At 42.3% G+C, this 22,271-nt stretch carries 26 protein-coding genes; all 26 read right to left on the reverse strand.

The window, feature by feature from the left end; all coding sequences use genetic code 11:
* Positions 1-84 precede the first annotated feature (84 nt).
* The 26 genes from rpsB to flgG all read right to left on the reverse strand — a co-directional run bounded on the left by rpsB (position 85) and on the right by flgG (position 22,230).
* Entirely contained in the window at positions 85-783 is a 699-nt protein-coding gene (rpsB, locus tag PCH02S_RS06035; RefSeq protein WP_127451023.1) for a 30S ribosomal protein S2, read from the reverse strand.
* Positions 784-1,018: 235 nt separating this feature from the next.
* Entirely contained in the window at positions 1,019-1,528 is a 510-nt protein-coding gene (locus PCH02S_RS06040) for an MltG/YceG/YrrL family protein (RefSeq protein WP_127451025.1), read from the reverse strand.
* Entirely contained in the window at positions 1,521-2,090 is a 570-nt protein-coding gene (locus PCH02S_RS06045) for a hypothetical protein (protein ID WP_246068970.1), read from the reverse strand. Before PCH02S_RS06045 ends, PCH02S_RS06040 begins: the two co-directional genes overlap by 8 nt.
* 41 nt (positions 2,091-2,131) lie before the next feature.
* Positions 2,132-2,455: a hypothetical protein gene (locus tag PCH02S_RS06050; RefSeq protein ID WP_127451027.1), complete on the reverse strand. Its 324-nt coding sequence runs from the start codon at positions 2,453-2,455 to the stop codon at positions 2,132-2,134.
* 19 nt (positions 2,456-2,474) lie between these two features.
* Positions 2,475-3,884 (reverse strand): DUF342 domain-containing protein, encoded by a 1,410-nt coding sequence (locus tag PCH02S_RS06055; protein ID WP_127451029.1) that lies wholly within the window; start codon positions 3,882-3,884, stop codon positions 2,475-2,477.
* A gap of 33 nt (positions 3,885-3,917) precedes the next feature.
* A complete protein-coding gene (locus PCH02S_RS06060) occupies positions 3,918-4,706 on the reverse strand; it encodes a FliA/WhiG family RNA polymerase sigma factor (protein ID WP_127451031.1) in 789 nt (262 codons plus the stop codon).
* Positions 4,707-4,725: 19 nt separating this feature from the next.
* The gene (locus PCH02S_RS06065) at positions 4,726-5,160 is read right to left on the reverse strand and encodes a hypothetical protein (RefSeq protein ID WP_127451033.1); all 435 of its coding nucleotides are present in this window, start codon (positions 5,158-5,160) and stop codon (positions 4,726-4,728) included.
* Positions 5,160-5,654 carry a chemotaxis protein CheD gene (locus tag PCH02S_RS06070; protein ID WP_127451035.1) on the reverse strand — a complete coding sequence of 165 codons (495 nt, stop codon included), beginning with the start codon at positions 5,652-5,654 and terminating at the stop codon, positions 5,160-5,162. Before PCH02S_RS06070 ends, PCH02S_RS06065 begins: the two co-directional genes overlap by 1 nt.
* The gene (locus PCH02S_RS06075; RefSeq protein WP_157322246.1) at positions 5,651-6,238 is read right to left on the reverse strand and encodes a chemotaxis protein CheC; all 588 of its coding nucleotides are present in this window, start codon (positions 6,236-6,238) and stop codon (positions 5,651-5,653) included. The genes PCH02S_RS06070 and PCH02S_RS06075 overlap by 4 nt, the downstream gene beginning before the upstream one ends.
* A gap of 36 nt (positions 6,239-6,274) precedes the next feature.
* Entirely contained in the window at positions 6,275-6,736 is a 462-nt protein-coding gene (locus tag PCH02S_RS06080) for a chemotaxis protein CheW (protein WP_127451039.1), read from the reverse strand.
* Between the two features lie 27 nt (positions 6,737-6,763).
* Complete coding sequence (locus PCH02S_RS06085) at positions 6,764-8,836, reverse strand: chemotaxis protein CheA (RefSeq protein WP_127451041.1); 2,073 nt, start codon at positions 8,834-8,836, stop codon at positions 6,764-6,766.
* Between the two features lie 54 nt (positions 8,837-8,890).
* Complete coding sequence (locus tag PCH02S_RS06090; RefSeq protein ID WP_127451043.1) at positions 8,891-10,003, reverse strand: protein-glutamate methylesterase/protein-glutamine glutaminase; 1,113 nt, start codon at positions 10,001-10,003, stop codon at positions 8,891-8,893.
* Positions 10,004-10,051: 48 nt separating this feature from the next.
* Positions 10,052-10,921, reverse strand: a complete 870-nt coding sequence (locus PCH02S_RS06095) for a MinD/ParA family protein (protein WP_127451045.1) — start codon at positions 10,919-10,921, stop codon at positions 10,052-10,054.
* Positions 10,918-12,234: a flagellar biosynthesis protein FlhF gene (gene flhF / locus PCH02S_RS06100; protein WP_127451047.1), complete on the reverse strand. Its 1,317-nt coding sequence runs from the start codon at positions 12,232-12,234 to the stop codon at positions 10,918-10,920. The genes PCH02S_RS06095 and flhF overlap by 4 nt, the downstream gene beginning before the upstream one ends.
* Positions 12,231-14,264 (reverse strand): flagellar biosynthesis protein FlhA, encoded by a 2,034-nt coding sequence (gene flhA, locus PCH02S_RS06105; protein WP_127451049.1) that lies wholly within the window; start codon positions 14,262-14,264, stop codon positions 12,231-12,233. Before flhA ends, flhF begins: the two co-directional genes overlap by 4 nt.
* A gap of 21 nt (positions 14,265-14,285) precedes the next feature.
* The gene (gene flhB / locus PCH02S_RS06110; protein ID WP_127451051.1) at positions 14,286-15,380 is read right to left on the reverse strand and encodes a flagellar biosynthesis protein FlhB; all 1,095 of its coding nucleotides are present in this window, start codon (positions 15,378-15,380) and stop codon (positions 14,286-14,288) included.
* Positions 15,381-15,394: 14 nt separating this feature from the next.
* Entirely contained in the window at positions 15,395-16,192 is a 798-nt protein-coding gene (gene fliR / locus PCH02S_RS06115) for a flagellar biosynthetic protein FliR (protein ID WP_127451053.1), read from the reverse strand.
* A 12-nt stretch (positions 16,193-16,204) separates the two neighbouring features.
* Positions 16,205-16,474, reverse strand: a complete 270-nt coding sequence (gene fliQ / locus PCH02S_RS06120; protein ID WP_127451055.1) for a flagellar biosynthesis protein FliQ — start codon at positions 16,472-16,474, stop codon at positions 16,205-16,207.
* A gap of 26 nt (positions 16,475-16,500) precedes the next feature.
* Positions 16,501-17,274 carry a flagellar type III secretion system pore protein FliP gene (fliP, locus tag PCH02S_RS06125; RefSeq protein WP_127451057.1) on the reverse strand — a complete coding sequence of 258 codons (774 nt, stop codon included), beginning with the start codon at positions 17,272-17,274 and terminating at the stop codon, positions 16,501-16,503.
* A complete protein-coding gene (locus PCH02S_RS06130; protein ID WP_127451058.1) occupies positions 17,271-17,900 on the reverse strand; it encodes a flagellar biosynthetic protein FliO in 630 nt (209 codons plus the stop codon). The genes fliP and PCH02S_RS06130 overlap by 4 nt, the downstream gene beginning before the upstream one ends.
* A gap of 48 nt (positions 17,901-17,948) precedes the next feature.
* Positions 17,949-18,311 carry a response regulator gene (locus PCH02S_RS06135; protein WP_127451060.1) on the reverse strand — a complete coding sequence of 121 codons (363 nt, stop codon included), beginning with the start codon at positions 18,309-18,311 and terminating at the stop codon, positions 17,949-17,951.
* Positions 18,312-18,335: 24 nt separating this feature from the next.
* Positions 18,336-19,616 carry a flagellar motor switch phosphatase FliY gene (fliY, locus tag PCH02S_RS06140; RefSeq protein ID WP_127451062.1) on the reverse strand — a complete coding sequence of 427 codons (1,281 nt, stop codon included), beginning with the start codon at positions 19,614-19,616 and terminating at the stop codon, positions 18,336-18,338.
* Positions 19,606-20,604 (reverse strand): flagellar motor switch protein FliM, encoded by a 999-nt coding sequence (gene fliM, locus PCH02S_RS06145; RefSeq protein WP_127451064.1) that lies wholly within the window; start codon positions 20,602-20,604, stop codon positions 19,606-19,608. The genes fliY and fliM overlap by 11 nt, the downstream gene beginning before the upstream one ends.
* A 36-nt stretch (positions 20,605-20,640) precedes the next feature.
* Positions 20,641-21,126: a flagellar basal body-associated FliL family protein gene (locus PCH02S_RS06150; RefSeq protein ID WP_127451066.1), complete on the reverse strand. Its 486-nt coding sequence runs from the start codon at positions 21,124-21,126 to the stop codon at positions 20,641-20,643.
* Positions 21,127-21,348: a flagellar FlbD family protein gene (locus PCH02S_RS06155; RefSeq protein ID WP_127451068.1), complete on the reverse strand. Its 222-nt coding sequence runs from the start codon at positions 21,346-21,348 to the stop codon at positions 21,127-21,129. It abuts the gene before it with no gap.
* Positions 21,349-21,408: 60 nt separating this feature from the next.
* Entirely contained in the window at positions 21,409-22,230 is an 822-nt protein-coding gene (gene flgG / locus PCH02S_RS06160; protein WP_127451070.1) for a flagellar basal body rod protein FlgG, read from the reverse strand.
* Positions 22,231-22,271 lie beyond the last annotated feature (41 nt).

The following is a 22,271-nucleotide window of genomic DNA, read 5'->3' on the forward strand; positions in this document are numbered from 1 at the left end:
AGTATGTAACACTCGTAACTCTTTAAAAAAAGGGTGGTGACAGGCTGTTACACCTTCCAACCACCCTTTTCCCATTCCTATAAATTAAGCTGTTGTTTGTTCGCCTTGGTGTGCTTCGATTACTGCATCAGCAATTTTCGCTGTAAGCAATTTAACTGCACGAATCGCATCATCGTTACCTGGGATCACGTAGTCGATCTCGTCCGGATCACAGTTTGTATCAACGATACCAACGATTGGGATACCCAATTTACGAGCTTCTGCAACAGCAATACGCTCTTTACGTGGATCGATAATGAATAGTGCGCTAGGCAGGGATTTCATGTTTTTGATTCCGCCCAAGAATTTCTCAAGACGCTCTTTCTCTTTACGGAGAATGATAACTTCTTTCTTAGGTAGAACTTCGAATGTACCGTCCTCTTCCCATCTTTCAAGAGTTTTCAAACGGTCAATACGTTTTTGAATCGTTTGGAAGTTAGTAAGCGTACCACCCAACCAACGTTGGTTGATGAAGTACATTCCGCAACGTTCTGCTTCTTCAGCAACGGAATCTTGAGCTTGTTTTTTAGTTCCTACGAAAAGGATTGTACCATTATCTTCAGATACGGATTTAACGAAGTTGTAAGCTTCCTCAACTTTTTTAACCGTTTTTTGTAGATCGATAATGTAAATTCCGTTTCTTTCTGTGAAAATGTACTTGTCCATTTTCGGGTTCCAACGACGTGTTTGGTGACCGAAATGTACGCCAGCTTCTAAAAGCTGTTTCATGGAGATAACTGCCATCCCCAATCCCTCCTCTAAAATGGTTTATTTGGTATCCGCCGCCTGTCGCATCTTTGTATAAAACTTACCAATGTAAGCACCAATATACAAATTGACTGACGTGAGTTTTTAACACCGTGAATAAATATACCACAACTCAAATCCCTATGCAACCTTTTGTCGATTTCGTATTTTCCCGCGACAATAGGCATGTTTCAATAAAAAAAGACCTCAAAATAAAGATCAATTTGAGCGTCTACTGCTGGGATGTTATGAGATTCGACACAACCTGCTGCATATCCAATTGCCCTTCAAACACATGGAAGCCGACTTGCAATTTGGTGTTTCCGCCTTGCTTTTGGAGTTCAGTGGCAAATGCTTTGCGGTCCGTAATCAGACCGGATTTCACGAGAAGCTCGCTAACAGCCGTTGCATCAAGATTTGGCTGTACATAAACAACCGTTCTAACAACGGTCTCCGCTTTAGGCTGATCTTGAGGCTTAGCTGCAGCTAGCTTGTCCGTTTCTTCTTTCACCTTTTTTTGAACAGAAGCATCCACTTCCGCTTGCGTATACATTTTAGTGCCTAAATCAAAAACTTGATAGTATTTAGCGGCTTCCTCTTTCAACTTCTGAGGATCCATTTCGTCAAGAGCTAAGCTCGATTTACCAGGCGCGCTTGCCCGGACGGACATCACTTGCAGCAATAAGGCCCCGACGATGATGCCAGTCCCAATTCCTAAAAGATACGAACGATTTTTAAGCACGGGTCATCTCCTCCTGTCGGGAAAGCTGCAAGATCAAACTAACCTCACCTTTATTCATCCCTAATTTCTTAGCGATAGCCTCAACGCCTTTTCCTTGATCGTGTAGAGAAAATAGCTCCGCATATCGGCTTTTCATACTCAAACCTGCGTAAACCGGCTCTTCTTCAGCAACAATCGATTCTTCAACCAAAGCTTGGGGTTCTCCCGCGGCTGCCTGTTGACCAAGTTCTAAATCAATCGTAGAAATTGCAGTTGAATTTCCTTGATCTTTGAAATGCACTTTGGTTAACTCTTGAGAAAGCTCATGTTTCTGCTTCTCCAGGGTTTCAAGCCTGCCCGCCAGCTTCGCGAGTTCAACCTCGTAATCTTGTTTCGTCTTCGAAAAAAGATCCAGCAGCGATTGATTTTGCTCGTCCATCTCTGCGGCGAAGTGTTCTATCGTTTCCTCAATCTCTTGAACGACTGTCATCTTGCCGGAAGCTGCCATTTGTTCCTTAGGCAGAAAACGTGCATAAACAATCACGACCAATCCCAGAAGTACGACATACATCCACGGCTGCATAGCCACTTATGTTCACCTTTTTCTTTAAATGAAATAACGCCTTATAAGGATAAATCAATATGATGCCCTTTGTACGGATGAGTTGATTGATGCTCCTGTTCAGCAGTTGCCGATGACGAAGTTTTTTTGTTCCTAGGCTTTCTCTCTGCCATCTGCTGCTTCTGCCCGCCTTGACCATTGATATCCGTCCTGGCGCTTTCTTCAAGCTTACTGCTGCGTTGACGATTTTTTTCAGTTGATTGTGCCGCCTGATTTTCTAAGATCGTTTCATCTTGGCGCGGTTTCTGCATCAGTTGATTCTGACGAATTCCCGCCTCATCGTTCTTGTGCACAGCGAACTGTAAATCGATGGCTTTAAAACTCATCGCTTACCCACTCCTTCACTCACACATAAGCACTCATTGAAATATCTCCCTCATGCAAACGGAACGTCATTCGATTCGTCGAATCTTTGATGAATTTCGTATAACGCCCAATGACAATCTTAGTTCCCCCGTAAACAGTGGACAAGACTTCAACCTTCGCTTGTTCGGAATCTTCCAATGATTTTTCGATCTCAAGAATACGTTCCTTGATCGTATTTTGCTCTTCGATGCCTTGTCTTTTGGTATGATTCAATTTAACACGCATCGCAAGTTTATCCGGAGTGAGTTGACCGGCAGCTGCCAATGAATCCAGCAATAAAAGGGCTTTTTCTGTTTTGTCCATATTCTCCATAAAGACCCTCAGTTGACTTCGCAAATGAATCATTTCATTACGGAGTTCCGGCAAAACCCCTACTTCAATGACCGTAGTGGTTGACATCGAGTTTCCGATTGTACGTGCTGTCACACGTTCTCCCGCTTGTATGGTGCCTCCAACAATGAGCCCCTTAGCTCCATTACAATTAACTGCTTTGCCAGCTCGAATGATTGAATGCATAATACTCTGAGAAACTTTTAATTCCCCTAATACTTCAACGGTCGCATCTTGAATAAAAGAGCTCTTTACATTTTTCCCGGCTTTAACAAAAGCTTTGTTTTGACCTACAATACCGGCATTTATCTCGATAGAACCATCCGCTTCAAGCTCTGCAGCTTCTACTCCCCCAGTGATACGAATATCGCCGGCAGCACGGATTTTAAAACCTGGCAGCACATTGCCTCGGACAACAACAGTGCCGATAAAATCAATATTTCCAATATGATAATCTACATCACCATTCACTTCATACACAGGAAATACATTAACTTTATCTCGATCTGTTTTTACAACCATCCCGTCAATTAAGGCATATAGCGCTTTTTGTTCGGCATCTGCAATCACATTCTTACCAATTTTAAAACGAGCTTCTTTACCAGCTTTACTAAAAAGCGTCTCACCGGTCACTGCACGTCCCGGGGTGCCTTCGGTAGCTAAAAACCGCTGTCCGATCAGCTGGCCTTTTTTCACATTATTTAAGGATACTACTTCTTTATAGTTTACCCTGCCGTCATCCAGCTCTTGAGGTTTTTTGTCATTCTCATCCAAATCAAACGTATAAGAAATATAACCATTAGCACCTTGCTCTGCTTTCGTCCCAACAGCGATAACTACTTTTTGTTGGTAAAAAGATTTAGAGTTTGCTGCTATTTGAGCTAGTAGTTGTCGATTCAAACCATGTATAATACGGTTTTTCTGAGCTAATTCTTCTAATTCAGCTGCTGTTACTTTAAAAGTATCATCCATATTATTTATAAGTAAAAATGCTGACAATTTATCATCCGAGATGGAAATACTGATGTAATAATCTAAAGGCATGTTCCTTTCAAGCATGGAATTCCACCCTTCAACTTTAGCAAGTTTATGTTATGTATCCTGGAATAGCTGATTCTTAAACCGGCTAAGTACGCCCTTTAAACGAAGAATCGCTTTCGAATGTAGTTGGGAAATGCGTGAAGGAGATAAACTCATCACTTCGGCGATTTCACTTAAAGAGAGTTCCTCGAAATAAAATAACGAAACCACAGTACGTTCCTTCTCAGTCAAACGTTCAATAGCTTTGGCGAGCGAGTCTTTCAAATAAAACTCATTTACTTGAAACTCCGGATTTTTCGCTTTTTCATCGATAAGCAATGAGAGCCGCGTTTCCGAATCTTCTTCTCGAATTGGATCATCGATCGAACACACTGTCGTAATAGAGATATCTTGAAGCATCTGTTGGAAATCCTGCTCACTGACCTGCAAGTATGCGCTAATCTCGGCATCTGTTACAGAACGAAGATACTGTTGTTCAAGCTTTTGATAAGCATCTTCAACCTTTTTGGCCTTTTCTCGAACTGAGCGCGGGACCCAATCTCCTTGCCTAAGGCCATCAATAATGGAGCCACGAATTCGCCAAGATGCGTAAGTTTCAAATTGAAGACCGCGTGCATAATCAAATTTCTCTACGGCATCAATAAGACCCATCACGCCATAGCTGGACAGGTCTTCTTTCGAGACGCTTTTAGGTAGTCCTATGGCGAGACGTCCTGAAACATAATCAACTAAAGGCAAGTAACTCTCAATCAATGCCTGCTTAGCGGGAACCCAGCCTTCCTCTTTCCACTGCTTCCATAAGTCGAAATTCGCTAGTTGTGATTGCTTTTGTTCGATCATGATTTACGTTTCACCATCCTTAGTCTTCTGACATTCGCCTTAAGGCACCCGCCAGTTGTTCAGGGTTCAGATTATTCTTGGTGACTAACTTAGGTGGATTCAGTGGTGAAAATTGCTTGTCAGCTGATGACGGCGCATGATTATTGCCCAAGCTAGCTTTTAACAGTTCACGCGTTTCTTCATCTTCGTCTGGAGTCGTCAGATCCAACGTTTGACCGACGGATGAATCTGATGTCAAATTCGTATGTTGTGGGTGGGCTGCCGCGTGTTCAGCCCCAATCATCAGCCCTAGCACCCAGCGAAAACCAAAAGTAAGAATAAATAATATTAGAAAACTGTATACCGTTTTCAGACAGGAAGTTAGCAATAAATTATTGCCAATCGATAAGCCAAAAGTTAATAAACCCGCCAACCCTGCCACAATAAAATTTAGTCGAATGGTACCCATCATCATTAAATTTCTTTCACTCCTAATTGGACACTTCGAATGACTAGAATACCGGTTTCACTATTAAACTCTATCGTTCGACCGTAATTCGCTCCCGTATCCTCCGCACGAATTGGAATTCTGTATTTATTCAACATTTCTTTACAGGATTCAACATTTCTCGGGCCAATTCTCATCGTATCATTATTTCCTGCGAATGCAAACATTTGGGCACCGCCGGCAAGCTTAGCCTCAAGCTTATTAACGCTAGCTCCGAGCTGCTCCATTCGGGAGATTAACTCAGGAATGGCGGTGTCCGCATATTTCGCAATGTTTAACGAACCTTCGCGGGCGATTTCTGAGGAAGGCAGCATGACATGTGCCATTCCAGCTACTTTCGCGCGGCTATCATAAAGCGTAACCCCTACGCACGAGCCTAGACCTGTTGTTTTCAACACACCTGTAAGGTGAGCAACATTCAAGTCAGCCATGCCTACTTTAATCAAATTATCTTGGGTCATGAAGAATCTACTCCTAATGCCGAAAATATTTTGCCAAACGATTCCGGATCAGGAATTAGGAAGAAATGCCCTTGTACTTCACTTTCCCCTTCCAAAAATTTGGTGTCAATAAGGAGAGCCTGATCTCCCATTTGACCAAATTGCAATAAACCATAACTTAATATGGCACCTGCCATATCAATCGCTAATGCTGGGACTGTAGGCTGCATGTTCAAGTTAGTAAAATCAGCAAGAGAAGAAAGATAGGATCCGGCAAGGATATTGCCTATTTCGTTTAATGCAGATAACTCCAGCTCCGAATATTCTTCTTGATCCTCAATTTTCAAGCCGATCAGATCCCGCAGTATATTCTTGGCGGCATCTAAATTAAGGATAAAGAACATATTCCCTGGAGCGTCTCCCTCTACTCGTAAGAAAATGGCCAGAACAACCGTCTCAGCCCCGCCAACACTTTCACAAATTTCTTCAAAAGGAAGCATCCTGACTTTGGGTACAAGCATATCGATTGGTTTGTCCAATAGTGTAGATAGGGCGGTAGCCGCATGCCCCGCACCTATATTGCCAACTTCCTTGAGAACATCCATTTGAAAATCTGCCAACTGACTAAAAACGTCCACAAGTTAGTCCCCTAATCTTTCTAACTGTAAAATTTCGTCGCGATTTAAAACCTGCTCTAAATTAAGCAGCACTAGCAATCTTTCCTCGCCGACGCGAGCTATTCCATCCAGATATTTCGCTTTGATTCCGCCAACAATTTCTGGTGGAGTATCAATGTTATCAGTATCCAGGTCAATCACGTCATTAGCTGAATCTACGATCAGTCCAACTTCAAACTCGCCAGCTGACACGATGATAATCCGAGAAGCATCAGAAATCGCTTGTTCTTCAAGTCTAAAACGTGAGCGCAGATTGATAATCGGAATGACTACACCACGAAGATTAATCACACCTTTAACGAATTCAGGTGCTTTTGGGACACGTGTCATTGGCTGCATTCTTTCAATCGTTCTGACTTTCTCGACTTCCACGCCATACTCTTCCGATCCAAGTGCGAAGACGATTACTTTTTTTTCTTCTCCCATTGTAAGATCCTCCTTAGAATTATGTAGTTATTTAATCAATGCGTTTGGATCAATAATTAAAGCCACTTGCCCATCTCCAAGAATCGTAGCGCCAGAGATAGCAAATAGTCCTGTTAAATACTTGCCTAATGTTTTGAGAACAATCTCTTGCTGGCCGATAAATTCATCCACCATCAAGGCAACTTGCTTATCCCCTTTGCGAACAACCACAATTTCGGTTTCCTCTTCCAGATCCTCATTGAAATCCGGCACTTCAAACAATGTACTTAAAGATACAAGAGGAATAACGGATTTGCGGTAATCCACCATTTTGTTGCCATGGATGTTGCGAATTTGACTCTTCTGAATCGCAGAAGTTTCCACGATAGAGGATAACGGAATCGCATATTTCTCGCTGCCAAGCCGTACTAACATAGCCGAAATAATAGACAGTGTAAGCGGAAGTTGAACAGAGAATTTACTTCCTACGCCAGGCTTCGAGTCCACTTGCACATGTCCGCCAAGCATTTGAATTTTGGTTTTCACGACATCAAGTCCTACGCCGCGACCAGAAATATCTGAAATTTTTTCAGCAGTACTGAAGCCAGAGGCGAACAGTAAGTTGTATACTTCTTTATCCGTCAGCTTTGCAGCTTGCTCAGCAGTAACAAGTCCATTTTTCAGAGCTGTTTTTAATACTTTCTCTCTATAAATGCCTCTTCCATCTTCTTCAATTTCGATAAATACATGATTGCCGCTATGGAAGGCACGAAGTTGGATCGTTCCGTGTTCGCTTTTCCCTACAGCTAAACGATCACTGATTGACTCAATACCATGATCAACCGCGTTACGAAGCAAGTGGACAAGCGGGTCGCCAATCTCATCGATAACGGTACGGTCTAATTCTGTTTCAGCACCTGTAATCACTAAATCTACTTTCTTATCCAGTGATTTCGCCAGATCTCTGATCATCCGCGGGAAACGGTTGAATACAGAGTCTACCGGCACCATGCGAAGTTTAAGCACAATATTTTGCAAGTCGCTGCTTACTCTAGACATGTGTTCGACGGTTTCTGTTAAATCATTGCGCTTAACTTCACTCGCCAGTTGTTCCAAACGGACACGGTCAATCAGCAACTCGCTAAAAAGATTCATTAATGCGTCAAGACGCTCAATATCAACGCGAATTGTACGGCTTGCAACAGGTGCTCCGCCAGCCGCCGGTTTAGCTGCTGCCACTGGTTCTGCCGCAACCGGCGTACTCGCTACAGCAGCAACTGGAGTTGGCGCCTCTACGGCTGCTACTGCAGCAGCGATTTCTTGCCTTGCCGCCTCAACTTCACTGCGAGGACGTGATAATTCTACCAATGACTCGGAATCAACTGTAATAATGACAGCAGATTCAATCTCTGAAACATTAAGAATTTCTTTTTCTAGGGTTGCGTGATCAACTTTCGATATAAAATAGAGCGAGAATGAGCGATCGAATTTCTCTTGCTCGATCTCTTGCACGGATGGCGTCGCTTTGACGATCTCGCCCATTCTTTCCAATGCATCAAAAACCATATAGGCACGCGCTGCTTTTAGTACACAGTTCTCATTGACGTTAACTTCTACATAGAAAACAAGAAAACCCGCATCAATGGATTGCTGAAGAATGGAAAATTGAAATTCGTCTACTTCAATGCCTTTAGCAGGTTCCTTAACTGCCGCAACAACAGTTGTTGAAGCTATTTTGTATTCTCCAGTCACAATGGACCGCAAAGATGCGACAATCGGAGTTACATCCGCTTTGCCAGTGCCACCTTGGATAATGTCTTCTACCATAGACTCTAAGGAATCTAAACTTTTAAATATACAGTCAAAAATGAAATCATTCATTTCGATTTTACTGTTTCGGACCATGTCCAGAACGTTTTCCATTTCATGCGTGAGAGAAGCAATATCCTCAAATCCCATTGTTGCAGACATGCCTTTCAACGTATGTGCAGAACGAAAAATATTATGTACAATGCTAATATCTTGAGGGGTGCTTTCTAAACTTAGTAAGTTCTCATTCAAAGATTGCAAGTGTTCTTTCGACTCATCGATAAACATGGATAAATATTGACTAAGTTCCAAAACCACACACCTCCAATAGGATCTTTAAATAACTTGCTTGCATTGTTCCATCAATCAAGGAAGTACACATTGCGTCAAGCGGGCAGCAATACCATGCTGCGGAAGTACAAGCATAGCCGCTTGCATCTCTACGGCAGCCCGAGGCATACCATAAACTACACACGTTTCTTCAGACTCCGCAATAGTTGTTTCTGCACCCGATTGCCTTAAGGAAAGCATTCCCCTGGCGCCATCGCTACCCATCCCTGTCATCAGGACGATGTGCCTCTTCAACTCATTCAGGTCAAGCAAGGACTCAAAGAGGGTATCCACCGAAGGACGGTGGCCAGAACGAGGATCTTCTTTTGTTAATTTAATTTTGTATGTATGATTAAAATCTTTGTATACAATCATATGCCAACCTCCTGGAGCAACATAAGCCGTTGCCGTTTTGAGAACATCCCCCTCTGCTGCTTCTACAACTTGAATCTGAGAGATGTCGTTCAAACGCTGAGCTAATGACTTCGTGAAATTAGGCGGCATATGTTGGACAATCAGGATTGGAGCAGGAAACCCTGCCGGAATATTGGAGATCACTTGGTGCAAAGCTCGTGGTCCGCCCGTAGAAGTTCCAATTGCAACAAGATGCTCAAACTTCGGTGAACACTCTGTAATCGTTTTTTTTGCATCTAACTGCTTCAGTGTACTGGCTTTATTGACTTGAAGTGGTGCTAAATGACTTCTAAGTGCCACGGTTTGCTGCTGAATGGGCTGAAATGATCTCAACTTGGTTCGAACAGCCATTTGCAGTTTTTCGTGCAGCAGCTGCTTCACTTTATATAAGTCCAATGAGATCGAACCCGATGGCTTTCGAATAAAGTCGACAGCACCCCATTCAAGCGCTTTAATCGTTTCTGCGGCCCCTTCCTCAGTTAAAGAGCTTATCATGATAACCGGAGTTGGCTGCTCTGCCATAATGCGCTGCAGGGCATCCAACCCATTCATCACAGGCATTTCTACATCCATTGTGACGGCATCAGGTCGTAAAAGCTTCACTTGGTCAATCGCTTCTTGTCCGTTTTTGGCTGTTCCAATGATGTTATACTGAGGATTATCTGAAATCAGATCGCTAATTATTTTTCGCATAAAGACGGAGTCATCTACAACTAGTATGTTATATTGTGCCATGCTGCTCCCCTCCCTTTATGTGCTAATTCGACATAACTCGCGAAATTCCTATTTCAAAAGTCGCATCATTTTATTCAAAAAACCCTTGACACCAGGTGAAGAAGTATCAACGACGTGATAACCTTTGATATAATCGACTACAAGCGACTGTAAGCTTTTAGCTGCGAGCGAGTTTGGGAAAGCTATTGTAAAGGGAACTTGCCTTTTGACAGCTTTTGACACAGAAGCATCATCTTCCACAAAACCTAGTGTAGGAATCTGAATGCCTAAGAATTGTTTGGCCACCAAAGCGATTTTGTCCGCTGTTTGCTTACCTTCTTTTCGATCCGTAACCCGATTTATGATTAACTTAAAGGACACATCGTGTCCCATTGAATTAACCATTTTGATGATGGCATAAGCATCCGTAATGGAAGTTGGTTCTGGAGTTGTCACCACGAAAGTTTCCTCAGCCGCCAGAATGAATTTCAATGTTTCTTTTGACAAACCAGCACCTGTGTCAAAAATGATGAAATCCACATAACCGTTAAGCTGCATAACTTGCTCAGCAAAGTAATCAAGCTCGTCTTCCGTTAAACGAAGCAGATCGTTAAAACCAGAGCCGCCTGCGATGAAATCTAAATCATTCGAACCTTTTTGGATGATTTCCCAAATGGTTTTTTCCTTTTTCAACAAATGATACAAATTGTACTTAGAGGAAATGCCCATCAGCACATCAATATTGGCAAGCCCTAAGTCGGCATCAAAAACAAGAACCTTATAACCTTGGGACTGAAGCGCTAAAGCAAAGTTCAGCGTAACATTCGATTTCCCTACGCCGCCCTTTCCGCTAGTCACGGTAATAATCCTGGTCGTTTTTGTGCCTTTATCATTCTGAATTTGAACCAGGTTCCGTAACCCTTCTGCTTGATCCTTCATGCTCTAGGTTCCTCCAATAACAAATCAATGATTTGCCGCTCATCCAATTCCGTAATGTCGTCCGGTACGCTCTGACCATTGGTCACATACGAGATTTGAAGGGAGAACTCATGAACAATATTAACAATAGCTCCGTAAGAATCCGTTTCATCCATTTTGGTGAAAATGACTTTATCCAGCTTAAATTTGTTAAAGTTGTTCGTAATTGCCCTCATATCTCTATATTTCGTTGTTAAGCTAAGCACGAGGATCGTCTCGCTGCTGCCTTGTGTTTTGAGCAATGAATTGAGCTCCGAGACGTACATTTCATTACGAAAATTGCGACCGGCTGTATCCATGAAAATAACATCACAATCCGCTAAGTTTTGAAATGCTTTGACTAAATCTTGCGGCGAAAACACAACTTCTAATGGAACGTTCAAAATGGTGGCATACGTTTTTAATTGTTCGATAGCCGCAATACGGTAAGTGTCTGAAGTAATAAAACCAACCTTGCGTTGATATTTCAGCACTTGTTCAGCAGCCAACTTTGCAATCGTAGTCGTCTTACCGACTCCGGTGGGCCCCACAAAATGAACAACACGCGTACTGGGTGAAATTTTCTTGCCATTGTCGGACTGAAAAACTTGACCCAACTTAGCTTTCACCAGTTGTAAAGCACTTTCTTCTGTCACCGGCTCATCTGCAAGTTGAAAATCAGCGACAGTCTCATCCATAATTTGACGTATTAACTTCGGATCTACTTCTTGATCACTTAATCGCTGTTCAAGTTTTTGAAGAGGCTCAGGGAGCGCGAACACATCCGAAGCTTGTGTTAACTTCTTCATCATTTCTTTCATCTGTTTAAGTTCCTCAATAAGCTGCTCATCCTTTTGATAGCTGATCTTATTAGGCGCATTAATCGATGCCGGTGTATAGGTTTGTTGCGGCGTTTTAGTAAAAGTTAAAGGTGCATCTGCACTAAATGTTGCAGCATTAGGTTCATTTACTGCAGAAACATTCACGAGTACATCCGGAACTTCTGGAAAATCCGACTGATGAGGCTGAGACTTTGCCGCATACACTTGAGAAATTACTGCTTGCTGCTTCTGTTGCTGAAGTTGCGGTGTCACCTTGGGTGCAATCGGTGCTGCATTCGAATTCGTATTATCAATTGCAGCTATGACTTCAATCTTTTTTTTGCCAAACATACCAAGAAATCCGCCTGTGCGAATTTCTTTAGTGTTAAGAATCACGGCATCCTTCCCTAAATCAGTGCGAATTTTCTGCAACGCATCAGGCATGGAATCAACGACATATCTTTTTACTCTCATAAATTGACAACCCCCATGCTCTGAATTTCTACGCTAGGCTCTAATTCGCTATATGATAAGACGGGAATGTCTTGCAGCGTTCTTTCAAGCAGTTGTCTCAAGTACATACGAATCGTTGGAGAGGTTAAAATAACAGGCTGTTGCCCGGATTGAATTAATTTGCTTACCTGTTCGCTTACGCGATGATAAATAATTTGGGATGAGGACGGGTCAAGCGCCAAATAACTTCCCTGATCGGACTGCTGTACGGAATCAGCAATTTTCTTTTCTACTGACGGGCCTACTGTAATCACTTTCAGTGAATCCCCCAATGACGTGAATTGCTGCGTAATCTGTCTGGATAAAGATTGTCTGACATATTCCGTCAAGATCTCAGGATCTTTCGTATAAGCGCCATAATCGGCAAGTGTCTCCAGAATAGTAACCAAGTCGCGAACTGAGATTTTCTCCTTAAGCAGCTTAGCCAACACTTTTTGAACATCACCAATCGACAATACGGAAGGAATAAGATCATCTACAAGCGCAGGATAAGATTCGCGAACGTTGTCGATGAGCGCTTTCGTTTCTTGGCGTCCAAGAAGCTCATGTGTATGTTTCTTAATAACTTCTGTAAGATGAGTAGCTACTACAGAAGGAGGGTCAACCACCGTATATCCTGATAACTCGGCTCGTTCTTTTGTCACTTCATCAATCCAGATGGCAGGCAATCCAAAAGCAGGCTCTGTTGTTTCAATACCGGAAATGGAATCATCATCAATACCCGGGCTCATGGCCAGATAGTGATTAAGGAGTAGTTCGCCGCGTGCCACCGTATTGCCTTTAATTTTGATGATATACTCGTTCGGGCGCAGTTGAATATTGTCGCGTATGCGAATGACAGGTACGACTACCCCTAATTCAAGTGCACATTGCCTACGAATTAATATAATCCGGTCAAGTAAATCTCCACCTTGCTGTGTATCCGCGAGTGGAATTAAGCCGTAACCAAATTCAAATTCAATCGGATCGACTTGCAGTAAGGAAATAACACTTTCGGGACTTCGCACTTCCTCGATTTGCTGCTCTTCCACCAATTGTTCTTCTTTGATGGCTTCTCGTTCCAAGTTCTTTTGCATTTTGTATCCGGCGAAAACCAACAATCCGGCAATCGGAAAAGTCGTAAACCAATGAATCGGTGTAAAAATCCCCAGCATCACTAGCGTACCTGCAACAATATAAAGCAGTTTAGGTTGTGAAGTTAGCTGCTTGGTCACATCATGACCTAAGTTTCCTTCTGAAGACGCTCTTGTCACGATAATACCAGCAGCCGTTGAAATCAGTAGTGCAGGAATTTGTGAAACGAGTCCATCCCCGATCGTTAGAATTGAGAAGGTTTGAAGGGCTTCGGAGAAATCCATGCCTTTCATCGTCATCCCAATGATAAAGCCACCAATCAAATTGATGACCAAAATGACAATACCAGCAATAGCATCCCCTTTTACGAATTTACTGGCACCATCCATGGCTCCGTAGAAATCTGCTTCTCGTTCAATCTTCTGCCTACGTTCCCGGGCTTGAACCTCATTAATCAACCCGGCATTTAAATCCGCGTCGATACTCATTTGTTTCCCCGGCATCGCATCGAGCGTAAATCTGGCCGCAACCTCGGCAACGCGCTCAGAACCTTTGGTAATTACGATGAATTGAACCAAGACAAGGATAAGGAATACGACAAATCCTACGACGATATTTCCTTGCGCTACGAAAGAACCAAAAGTTCTGACCACGTCGCCTGCTTCTGCATGAGACAAAATATTTCGCGTTGTAGACACATTTAACGCTAGCCGAAACAACGTAGTGATCAAGAGCAGAGATGGGAAAATAGAAAATTGCAAAGCTTCTTGCGTGTTCATGGCAACCAAGATAATCATTAAAGCAATAGAGATATTAATTATTAGAAGAAAATCCAACAAAGGGATTGGAACTGGTACAATCATCATTAAAACAATAGCAATAATGCCTATAAGAACGAACAAATCCTTGACTCTCATTAGATTGTACCCCCCTTCTTATTAATTCGTTTTGCCCTTCATTTTATATACATACGCCAACACTTCTGCGACAGCTTGGAACAGCTCAGCCGGAATTGAGTCTCCGATTTCCACCTGTGCAAAGATCGCACGAGCAAGCGGTTTGTTTTCCATCGTAATAATACCGTTGTTTTTGGCAACTTCTTTGATTTTCAATGCAACGTAATCGGCGCCTTTTGCAATAACGGTAGGGGCTTGCATATTGGTGGAATCATACTTAAGAGCAACTGCAAAGTGAGTTGGATTCGTAATAATAACATCCGCTTTGGGAACTTCCTGCATCATTCGCTGCATGGCCATCTGGCGCTGCTTTGCACGGATCTTTCCTTTAATGAAGGGATCTCCCTCGCTTTTCTTATATTCATCTTTGATATCCTGCTTAGACATCCTAAGACTTTTCTCATGTTCGTATTTTTGATAAATATAGTCAAAAATGGCAAGTACGATGAGAACTGCGCCAATCTTTATACCTAACTTTAATGTAACTGAGGCGATAAACGAGAAAGTACTTTCCAATGGAGCATGTCCCAACCCCAACAATCTAGCCTTTTCTCCCATTAATGTCGTGTAAACAACATAACCGATAATTGTCAATTTCAACGTAGACTTCAAAAATTCCATCACTGTTCGTAAAGAAAAGATCCTTTTAAACCCTTCTAATGGATTAATCTTGTTGAATTTCATCATCAAGGGGTCACCGATAAACATGAACCCGATTTGCGCATAATTCGCAATAAAAGCGATAATCAAAGCAAGCAGAAAGAGAGGACCTAAGATAAAAAATCCTTGCTTGACCAAATCGGCGAAAAGCACTTGAACATTGCTAGCCGTAATATCCATTGTCAGTTCATTCTCATATACATTACGAAAGATGTTAATCATCTTTTCTTTCATATGACCACCGAACATTAGAAATGACAAGAAAGAAAAGAGCAAAATAAGTGCCGCGGGTAAGTCCATACTTTTCGCAACTTGCCCTTTTTTACGTGCATCCTGCCTTTTCCTCGCCGTAGCTGGCTCCGTCTTTTCCCCAGCAAACCATTGTAAATCAAGCTGCAAACGACGTTGTTGGGACACGGCTTTCCTCCTGCCTAGGGAGATGGTTGCTGTGTTCCGCTAATGATTTGGAGCAACTTCTCCATGTTATCGAAAATGGTTGAGAACAAATATTGGAATTGTGAAATTAATTCCGGAAATAAAACGACGAGCAAGAAAAAACCCAGAATCATTTTAAGTGGTGCACCGATAACAAAAATGTTAAATTGCGGAGCAACCCTCGTTAATAGCCCTAATCCTAAATCCGTTAGAAAAAGCGCTGCTACAATCGGCGCAGCAAGCTGAAACGAAAGATAAAACATTTTGGCCAAAGAATGAAACAAGAAATCAGAAATTTCACCGCTGTATATCCGAGCAAACAACTGGTTGTCCAACGGAACCCACTTATAACTATCCATGATCGCTCTAAGGAGGTAATGATGGCCGTCAAATGAAAGAAATAGCAAAACGGCAATCATATATTTGAGGTTACCTAACATTGGCGATGAAGCCCCTGTTAGTGGATCTATTACGCTTGCCATGCTGAAACCAATTTGCATATCCATAAAAGAACCTGCGGTTTGAACGACCGTAAAAAAGAGATAGGCAAGAAAACCAAGCAAAATGCCAATCAGCATTTCACGAATAATCAAAAGAACATATTCACCATCCATGGGAATGGGCTTATCCAACCCCATGCTCGCAAAAATAAGGAAGGAGATGAATACGGATAGACCGATCTTGAACATCATGGGTACGTTTCTAGAAGATAAGATCGGTACCACGACAAAGAATGATGTAATTCGACAAAAGATAAGCAAAAAAATAGGGATTGCCTGAAAAACTAATGTCATCGCGCTCACAACCTATCCAACGAATTTGTAAAGGTTGTTGAGTAAATTGAACGTAAAATCAACCAATGTATTCATGATCCACGGCCCAAAGATGAGGATAGACAACAGTACAGCGACGATTTTAGGAACAAAAGCTAGGGTTTGTTCTTGAATTTGTGTTGTCGCTTGAAAAATACTAATAATGAGACCTACGACAAGCCCAATGACAAGCATGGGAGCACTCGCTTTAAGCACCGTATAAACAGCTTCACCAGCAATTCGTATTACAAATTCCGAACCCATTTCAGAAACCTCCGATATCTTGATCCTCAACTATAGCTTAGGAGTAATGATCTCACCACAAGATACCAGCCATCTACCAAGATAAAAAGTAGAATCTTAAACGGCAATGAAATCATAACAGGTGGCAGCATCATCATCCCCATTGCCATCAAGGTACTGGAAACGACCATATCAATGACCAGGAACGGAATGAAAATCATGAATCCCATTTGGAAAGCAGACTTCAACTCGCTAATTGCATAAGCAGGAACTAATGATGTTAGCGGAATATCTTCCACACCTGTAGGTGCCTTTGCCTTGGTGTAATCTAGAAATAACTTTAAATCCTTCTGACGCGTATGCTTGAACATAAACTTCTTCATTGGCAATGAAGCTTTCTCGAAAGCCTGGGTTTGAGTGATTTCACCCTTCATATAGGGTTGAAGAGCTACTTGATTCACTTCTCCCAAAGTTGGAGACATGATAAAGAAGGTTAAAAACAGAGCGAGTCCGATTAGAACCTGGTTAGGTGGCATCTGCTGGGTTCCTAGTGAAGTACGGACGAAACCGAGCACGATGACGATTCGTGTAAAACTAGTCATTAGAATGAGAAAAGATGGTGCAAGACTCAAAACGGTTAATAGCAGCAATAGTGTAACTGTGTTAGATGACCCTCCGGCAGTCCCTCCAGTCCCAATGTTTACGTTTAAACCTGGAATCGGATTGTTAGGATCGGTCTCCGCAGCTGATGCTGTCAAAGAGAGTAGAAACACAGAAATCAACACAATGAGAAGTGTAAAAACTAGTTTATTTCGTTTCATTCATCATTCAACCGATCTTTTTGTTTTTGATCAGAAAGCCATTCTTCTACATTTCGATTACGATTAGTTACACGCTGGAGCTTATCATGAAATACTTGCTGAAATGCTGAATTAATTTCTACTTCTTCTTCGATTTCTTTTTTTCTAGTTGGCAGTTTACTAATCCACTTGCTAACAGATGCGAATCCCATTCGATCATCCTGAGAAGAAATCAGAAGCTCAGTGATGTATGCTACTTCATCGGCGTCATTGATTTTATCCAACAGCTGGATGTTATCTCCGACGCCAACTACGAAGAGCGAATGTCCAATTTCAACGATTTGAATCGATTTATTTTGGCCTAGGGGAACTCCACCTAGAGATCGAATTGAGTTCCCGAACATTGTTCCTCTATTTTTCTTCGCTACGTACCTAATTAGCACATAGAAAAGAAGAATAATTAAAATCAAGAAGAATATGACCTTAAAAATCATACCAAACGTCCCCGTTGGATCGGTACTCGGATAATCCGTTGTTGGAAGTCCTTGTCCGGGTTCTGTTTCAGCATAACCAACGGACCTTGTATACAACATTGCGGTGAAACCGAGTATGCCTGTTAGCAGTCTTTTCGAGCAGAGTCTTTTCATATCCACAATCCTTTCGGTGTATGTAAGACTCGACCGAACGAAGACGGCTTAACCTAGAGTCTTTTTAATAGCTTCTATAACACGGTCTGCTTGGAAAGGCTTCACAATAAAGTCCTTCGCACCGGCTTGAATGGCATCAATGACCATTGCTTGTTGTCCCATCGCTGAGCACATAATTACTTTCGCGCTAGGTTCAATCTTCTTAATTTCTTTCAAAGCTTGAATACCATCCATCTCTGGCATTGTGATATCCATTGTAATCAGATCCGGTTTCAACTCTTTGTATTTTTCGATAGCTTGTGCACCATCATTCGCTTCTCCACAAACCTCGTAACCATTTTTTGTCAAAATATCGCGAATCATCATTCTCATAAAAGCTGCATCATCTACAATTAGAATACGGTTAGCCATGAATAAAGTCCCCCTAAGATTAAATTATTGTAACTTTTGAATTCGTTCCCACTGGTTCACAATGTCGGTTACACGAACTCCGAAGTTTTCATCGATGACAACGACTTCGCCCTTGGCAATCAGCTTATTGTTAACTAAGATATCTACCGGTTCACCTGCCAGCTTATCCAATTCGATAATCGATCCCTGGGAGAGTTCCAAGATGTCTTTAATCACCTTGTGTGTTCTGCCTAATTCTACAGTTACCTTAAGCGGTATATCCAGTAGTAAATTCAGGTTCGTATCATCCGTTTGCCCTAATCCACCTGATTGCAAATTTCCAAACTGAACAGGTTGGACATTGACATTGCGATTTGGCATCCCACCATAAGAAGCAGGTGGCTGCTGGTACATAGGTTGCTGCGGCGGATACATCGGCTGCCCCATTGGCGGCTGCATGGGTGGTTGCATAGGCTGCTGGTACATAGGTTGTTCATACACAGGCTGCTGTTGTTGATACGTAGGTTGCTCATACACAGATTGAGCAGCTGCAGGGGGCGGTGTATGTACTTCCTGCATAGGTGCTGGTGTAGGCGCCGGCGTTTGTGCAGCAGGTGCAACTTCCATCGAAGAATCAGAATCGCCACCCATGAGGATCGATACCATTTCTTTGGCGAATGGAACAGGTAATAATTGCATGATATTAGAATCAATAAGGTCGCCAATGATAAGTCGGAACGATATCTTTATAAATACGTCCTCGTCGGGTAGTTTTCCTTCTCCTTTCGACAAATTTAATATGTCGATTCCTGGAGGTGAGATATTGACAAATCGATTAAATATGGTAGACATCGATGTTGCCGAAGATCCCATCATCTGATTCATCGCTTCTTGCACGGCACTAATATGAATTTCGCTTAGATGCTCATCTCCGCCAGTACCATCTCCACCCATCATTAAGTCAGCAATAACTTGAGCATCGCGTGTTTTGATCACTAACAGGTTAATGCCATCGAAACCATCCACATAGTTTACATGTACAGCCACATGTGGTTTCGGGAATTGCTCTTGCAATTCATCTTTACTGATAATCGATACCTTTGGCGTCGTGATGTCGACTTTTTTACCGAGCAAGGTAGAAAGAGCTGTAGCTGCGCTGCCAAATGTGATGTTACCAATTTCACCTAGTGCGTCTTGTTCTAAGGAAGATAAAAAATCTTCAACTTGAGGAGACCCATGAAAAGAAGAGGCTGAACTATCGTCCGAAGACTGTCTCAACAAAGCATCGATCTCTTCCTGGGACAAATAATCTCTATTATTCGTCATAATCTTCTTCTCCTTCATTTACGATATCTGTAATTTGAACAGCCATCTTTCCTTTTAAGGTACCAGGGCTACCGAGATATTTCAGCTTCTCGCCCACTTTGACTTGAAGCGATTCTTCGACGGATTTTTGCAGCGGGATCACATCGCCGACCGTTAAGCCCAAGAAATCTCGAATGGAAATTTCGGACGAACCCAATTCTGCAATGAGGGGTAGCTTGGTTTTTTCCAAGCGGGATTGAAGTGCTTCCACTTCTTCAGGTGCTCTCGTCTTCTTCTGTGAAACAAACCAGTGATGCACAGAAAGTCGAGGCATAATCGGTTCGATGACCACATGCGGTATGCATAAATTGATCATCCCTGTTGTATCACCAATTTTGGTACTCAATGAGATCAATGCGATCGTTTCATTGGGAGAAACAATCTGCATAAACTGTGGATTTGTTTCAAGTGCCTCTAATCTTGGCTGAATATCAATAACAGTTTTCCATGCCTCTTGCAGGCTGTCGAAAGCCCGGCTAAAAATACGTTCCATTACAATGGTTTCAATCTCAGTTAAAGCATTAATCTTCGTAGGCGTTGTACCTGCACCGCCTAACAAACGATCTAACATCGCAAAAGCAACATTGGGATGCACTTCAAGTACCATCCGACCCTCTAAAGGCTCCGCTTCAAAGATGTTCAAAATGGTCATTTTCGGGATCGAACGAATAAATTCATCGTAGGGCAATTGTTCAACCTGAACTACACTAATTTGTACAAACGTACGTAGCTGCGCTGAGAAATAAGTGGTTAGGAACCGCGCAAAGTTCTCGTGAATTCGAGTCAAACTTCGAATATGGTCTTTGGAGAAGCGTACAGCTCTTTTAAAATCATAAGCCCTTACTTTCTTCTGCGTCTCTTCTTTTTTGAGTTCATCCGCATCCATTTCGCCAGAGGACAATGCCGCCAACAAGGCATCGATCTCATTTTGCGACAAAACATCAACCATTAGAGTCACCTCCTTTTAGCAAAATCAATAGCAGATTTATTGAAGCACTTTATCAGTTATCCAAATTTGCTTTATTTTACCTTCGTGCAGCAGTGGGTTTAATTTATTCATTAACGTAGCCGTTAAACTATCTGACCCTTTGCTTCCTTCGATTTGATCCTTAGTTAAATCTCCCAGAGTTTGAACGATCGTCCCTTTCACTGCGGAGTCTAACAAACTGTCAAATTCCGTCTTGCCTTTTGAATTTTCCAATTCAAACGCGAAACTAATTTTAATGAAATTTTGACTACCCGATAAATTGGTCAAAATATCTTTGATGATTGCCGTGTTCGCCTTCACCGCTTCAGCAGAAGGTGCTTTTGTCGGTTTCACACTTGCTACTGCATCTTGTGCTTGCGCCGCAGGATCTTTGGATTGATTACTTTTTTCCATAAAATTCCACAAAACGAATGCAGCGGTCAAAATTAATGTGATAGCAATTAAAATCGATACGATCAGTATGAAAATTTTATTCTTAAACAATTACGAACCCTCCGCATCCCTTGACATAATCGTCGCTCGTACTGAGCCAATTTCCTGCATGTAGGTCCGCACTAAGCTTACCACGACCTCTGCTTTCTCAAGAACTGTGATCTTCTTCCCTGTCGTCAAAGTAATCATGGTGTCTGGCGTCTCTTCAATCAATTCAATCAAAATAGCATTAAGGATGATGGCTTTACCGTTTAAACGAGTGAGAGAAATCATGCTTCTCCTCCTGCATCAGGATAAGGGGAGACTAGCTCCCCTCTGTCATTTCAATGAAAATTACCGTTTAAGATTTACGACCTCTTGAAGCACTTCATCCGAAGTTGTGATAATACGGGAGTTTGCTTGGAAACCACGCTGAGCGATAATCATCTCTGTGAACTCTCCAGTCAAATCAACGTTGGACATTTCTAGTTGTCCAGAAATCAGTGTTCCTGTTCCGGTTTCTGTGTTACCAGGGGCCCCAACCTCAATCGCACCCTCCGGATTAGCATTCGCTGTCATACGGTACAGATTGCCACCAATTTTTTCAAGACCAGATGGGTTAACGACTTTGATCACGCCAATTTTTTGGCCAGTTGCAACCGTTGCACCTGTATTGTCAACACCGATAATGTCGCCGTTTTGAGAGATTGAGAACGATACGATATTATCCGGGATCACGATCGGGCCAGCGCCGTCAGCTCCCATTACGTGAAGCCCCTCAGCATTTACCAAGTTTCTAGTTGGGTCCAAAGTAAAGTTCCCGGATCTTGTCAAATATGGAGCATCTGTTTGTTCAGTAGTCCCTACTGCAAAAAATCCATCGCCATTAATACGTAAATCCGTAGGAACGTTCGTTGTCATCGCACTTCCAGGGGTATGTACGGTGTCAATTGAAGCTACGCTTACACCTAAACCAACTTGTTGAGCATTCACGCCACCACGGTTCTCATCAGCTGCACTAACGCCGGAAACAGTTTGGCTAAGAATGTCTTTAAACATAACGCGGCTTCCCTTAAATCCGATGGTGTTTACATTTGCGATATTATTACCGATAACATCTAATTTCGTTTGAAAACCACGCATACCTGAAACACCAGAGTACAAAGATCTTAACATCTTACTAGCCTCCTAATCGGATTAAAATAACGTTAATCATG

Source organism: Paenibacillus chondroitinus NBRC 15376 (assembly GCF_004000765.1).
Classification (GTDB): domain Bacteria; phylum Bacillota; class Bacilli; order Paenibacillales; family NBRC-103111; genus Paenibacillus_E; species Paenibacillus_E chondroitinus.

Bases quoted from the DNA above. Each gene is read 5' to 3' on its own strand.
- fliP (WP_127451057.1), bottom strand. From the start codon at position 17,274: ATGAAACGAAATAAACTAGTTTTTACACTTCTCATTGTGTTGATTTCT.
- fliQ (WP_127451055.1), bottom strand. From the start codon at position 16,474: ATGGGTTCGGAATTTGTAATACGAATTGCTGGTGAAGCTGTTTATACG.
- PCH02S_RS06095 (WP_127451045.1), bottom strand. From the start codon at position 10,921: ATGAAGGATCAAGCAGAAGGGTTACGGAACCTGGTTCAAATTCAGAAT.
- flhF (WP_127451047.1), bottom strand. From the start codon at position 12,234: ATGAGAGTAAAAAGATATGTCGTTGATTCCATGCCTGATGCGTTGCAG.
- PCH02S_RS06130 (WP_127451058.1), bottom strand. From the start codon at position 17,900: ATGAAAAGACTCTGCTCGAAAAGACTGCTAACAGGCATACTCGGTTTC.
- fliM (WP_127451064.1), bottom strand. From the start codon at position 20,604: ATGGTTGATGTTTTGTCGCAAAATGAGATCGATGCCTTGTTGGCGGCA.
- fliY (WP_127451062.1), bottom strand. From the start codon at position 19,616: ATGACGAATAATAGAGATTATTTGTCCCAGGAAGAGATCGATGCTTTG.
- PCH02S_RS06045 (WP_246068970.1), bottom strand. From the start codon at position 2,090: ATGCAGCCGTGGATGTATGTCGTACTTCTGGGATTGGTCGTGATTGTT.
- PCH02S_RS06055 (WP_127451029.1), bottom strand. From the start codon at position 3,884: ATGCTTGAAAGGAACATGCCTTTAGATTATTACATCAGTATTTCCATC.
- PCH02S_RS06155 (WP_127451068.1), bottom strand. From the start codon at position 21,348: ATGATTTCTCTCACTCGTTTAAACGGTAAAGCCATCATCCTTAATGCT.
- PCH02S_RS06090 (WP_127451043.1), bottom strand. From the start codon at position 10,003: ATGGCACAATATAACATACTAGTTGTAGATGACTCCGTCTTTATGCGA.
- flgG (WP_127451070.1), bottom strand. From the start codon at position 22,230: ATGTTAAGATCTTTGTACTCTGGTGTTTCAGGTATGCGTGGTTTTCAA.
- PCH02S_RS06135 (WP_127451060.1), bottom strand. From the start codon at position 18,311: ATGGCTAACCGTATTCTAATTGTAGATGATGCAGCTTTTATGAGAATG.
- PCH02S_RS06060 (WP_127451031.1), bottom strand. From the start codon at position 4,706: ATGATCGAACAAAAGCAATCACAACTAGCGAATTTCGACTTATGGAAG.
- fliR (WP_127451053.1), bottom strand. From the start codon at position 16,192: ATGACATTAGTTTTTCAGGCAATCCCTATTTTTTTGCTTATCTTTTGT.
- PCH02S_RS06080 (WP_127451039.1), bottom strand. From the start codon at position 6,736: ATGGGAGAAGAAAAAAAAGTAATCGTCTTCGCACTTGGATCGGAAGAG.
- PCH02S_RS06070 (WP_127451035.1), bottom strand. From the start codon at position 5,654: ATGACCCAAGATAATTTGATTAAAGTAGGCATGGCTGACTTGAATGTT.
- PCH02S_RS06065 (WP_127451033.1), bottom strand. From the start codon at position 5,160: ATGATGATGGGTACCATTCGACTAAATTTTATTGTGGCAGGGTTGGCG.
- PCH02S_RS06050 (WP_127451027.1), bottom strand. From the start codon at position 2,455: ATGAGTTTTAAAGCCATCGATTTACAGTTCGCTGTGCACAAGAACGAT.
- PCH02S_RS06075 (WP_157322246.1), bottom strand. From the start codon at position 6,238: ATGGATGTTCTCAAGGAAGTTGGCAATATAGGTGCGGGGCATGCGGCT.
- flhA (WP_127451049.1), bottom strand. From the start codon at position 14,264: ATGAGAGTCAAGGATTTGTTCGTTCTTATAGGCATTATTGCTATTGTT.
- rpsB (WP_127451023.1), bottom strand. From the start codon at position 783: ATGGCAGTTATCTCCATGAAACAGCTTTTAGAAGCTGGCGTACATTTC.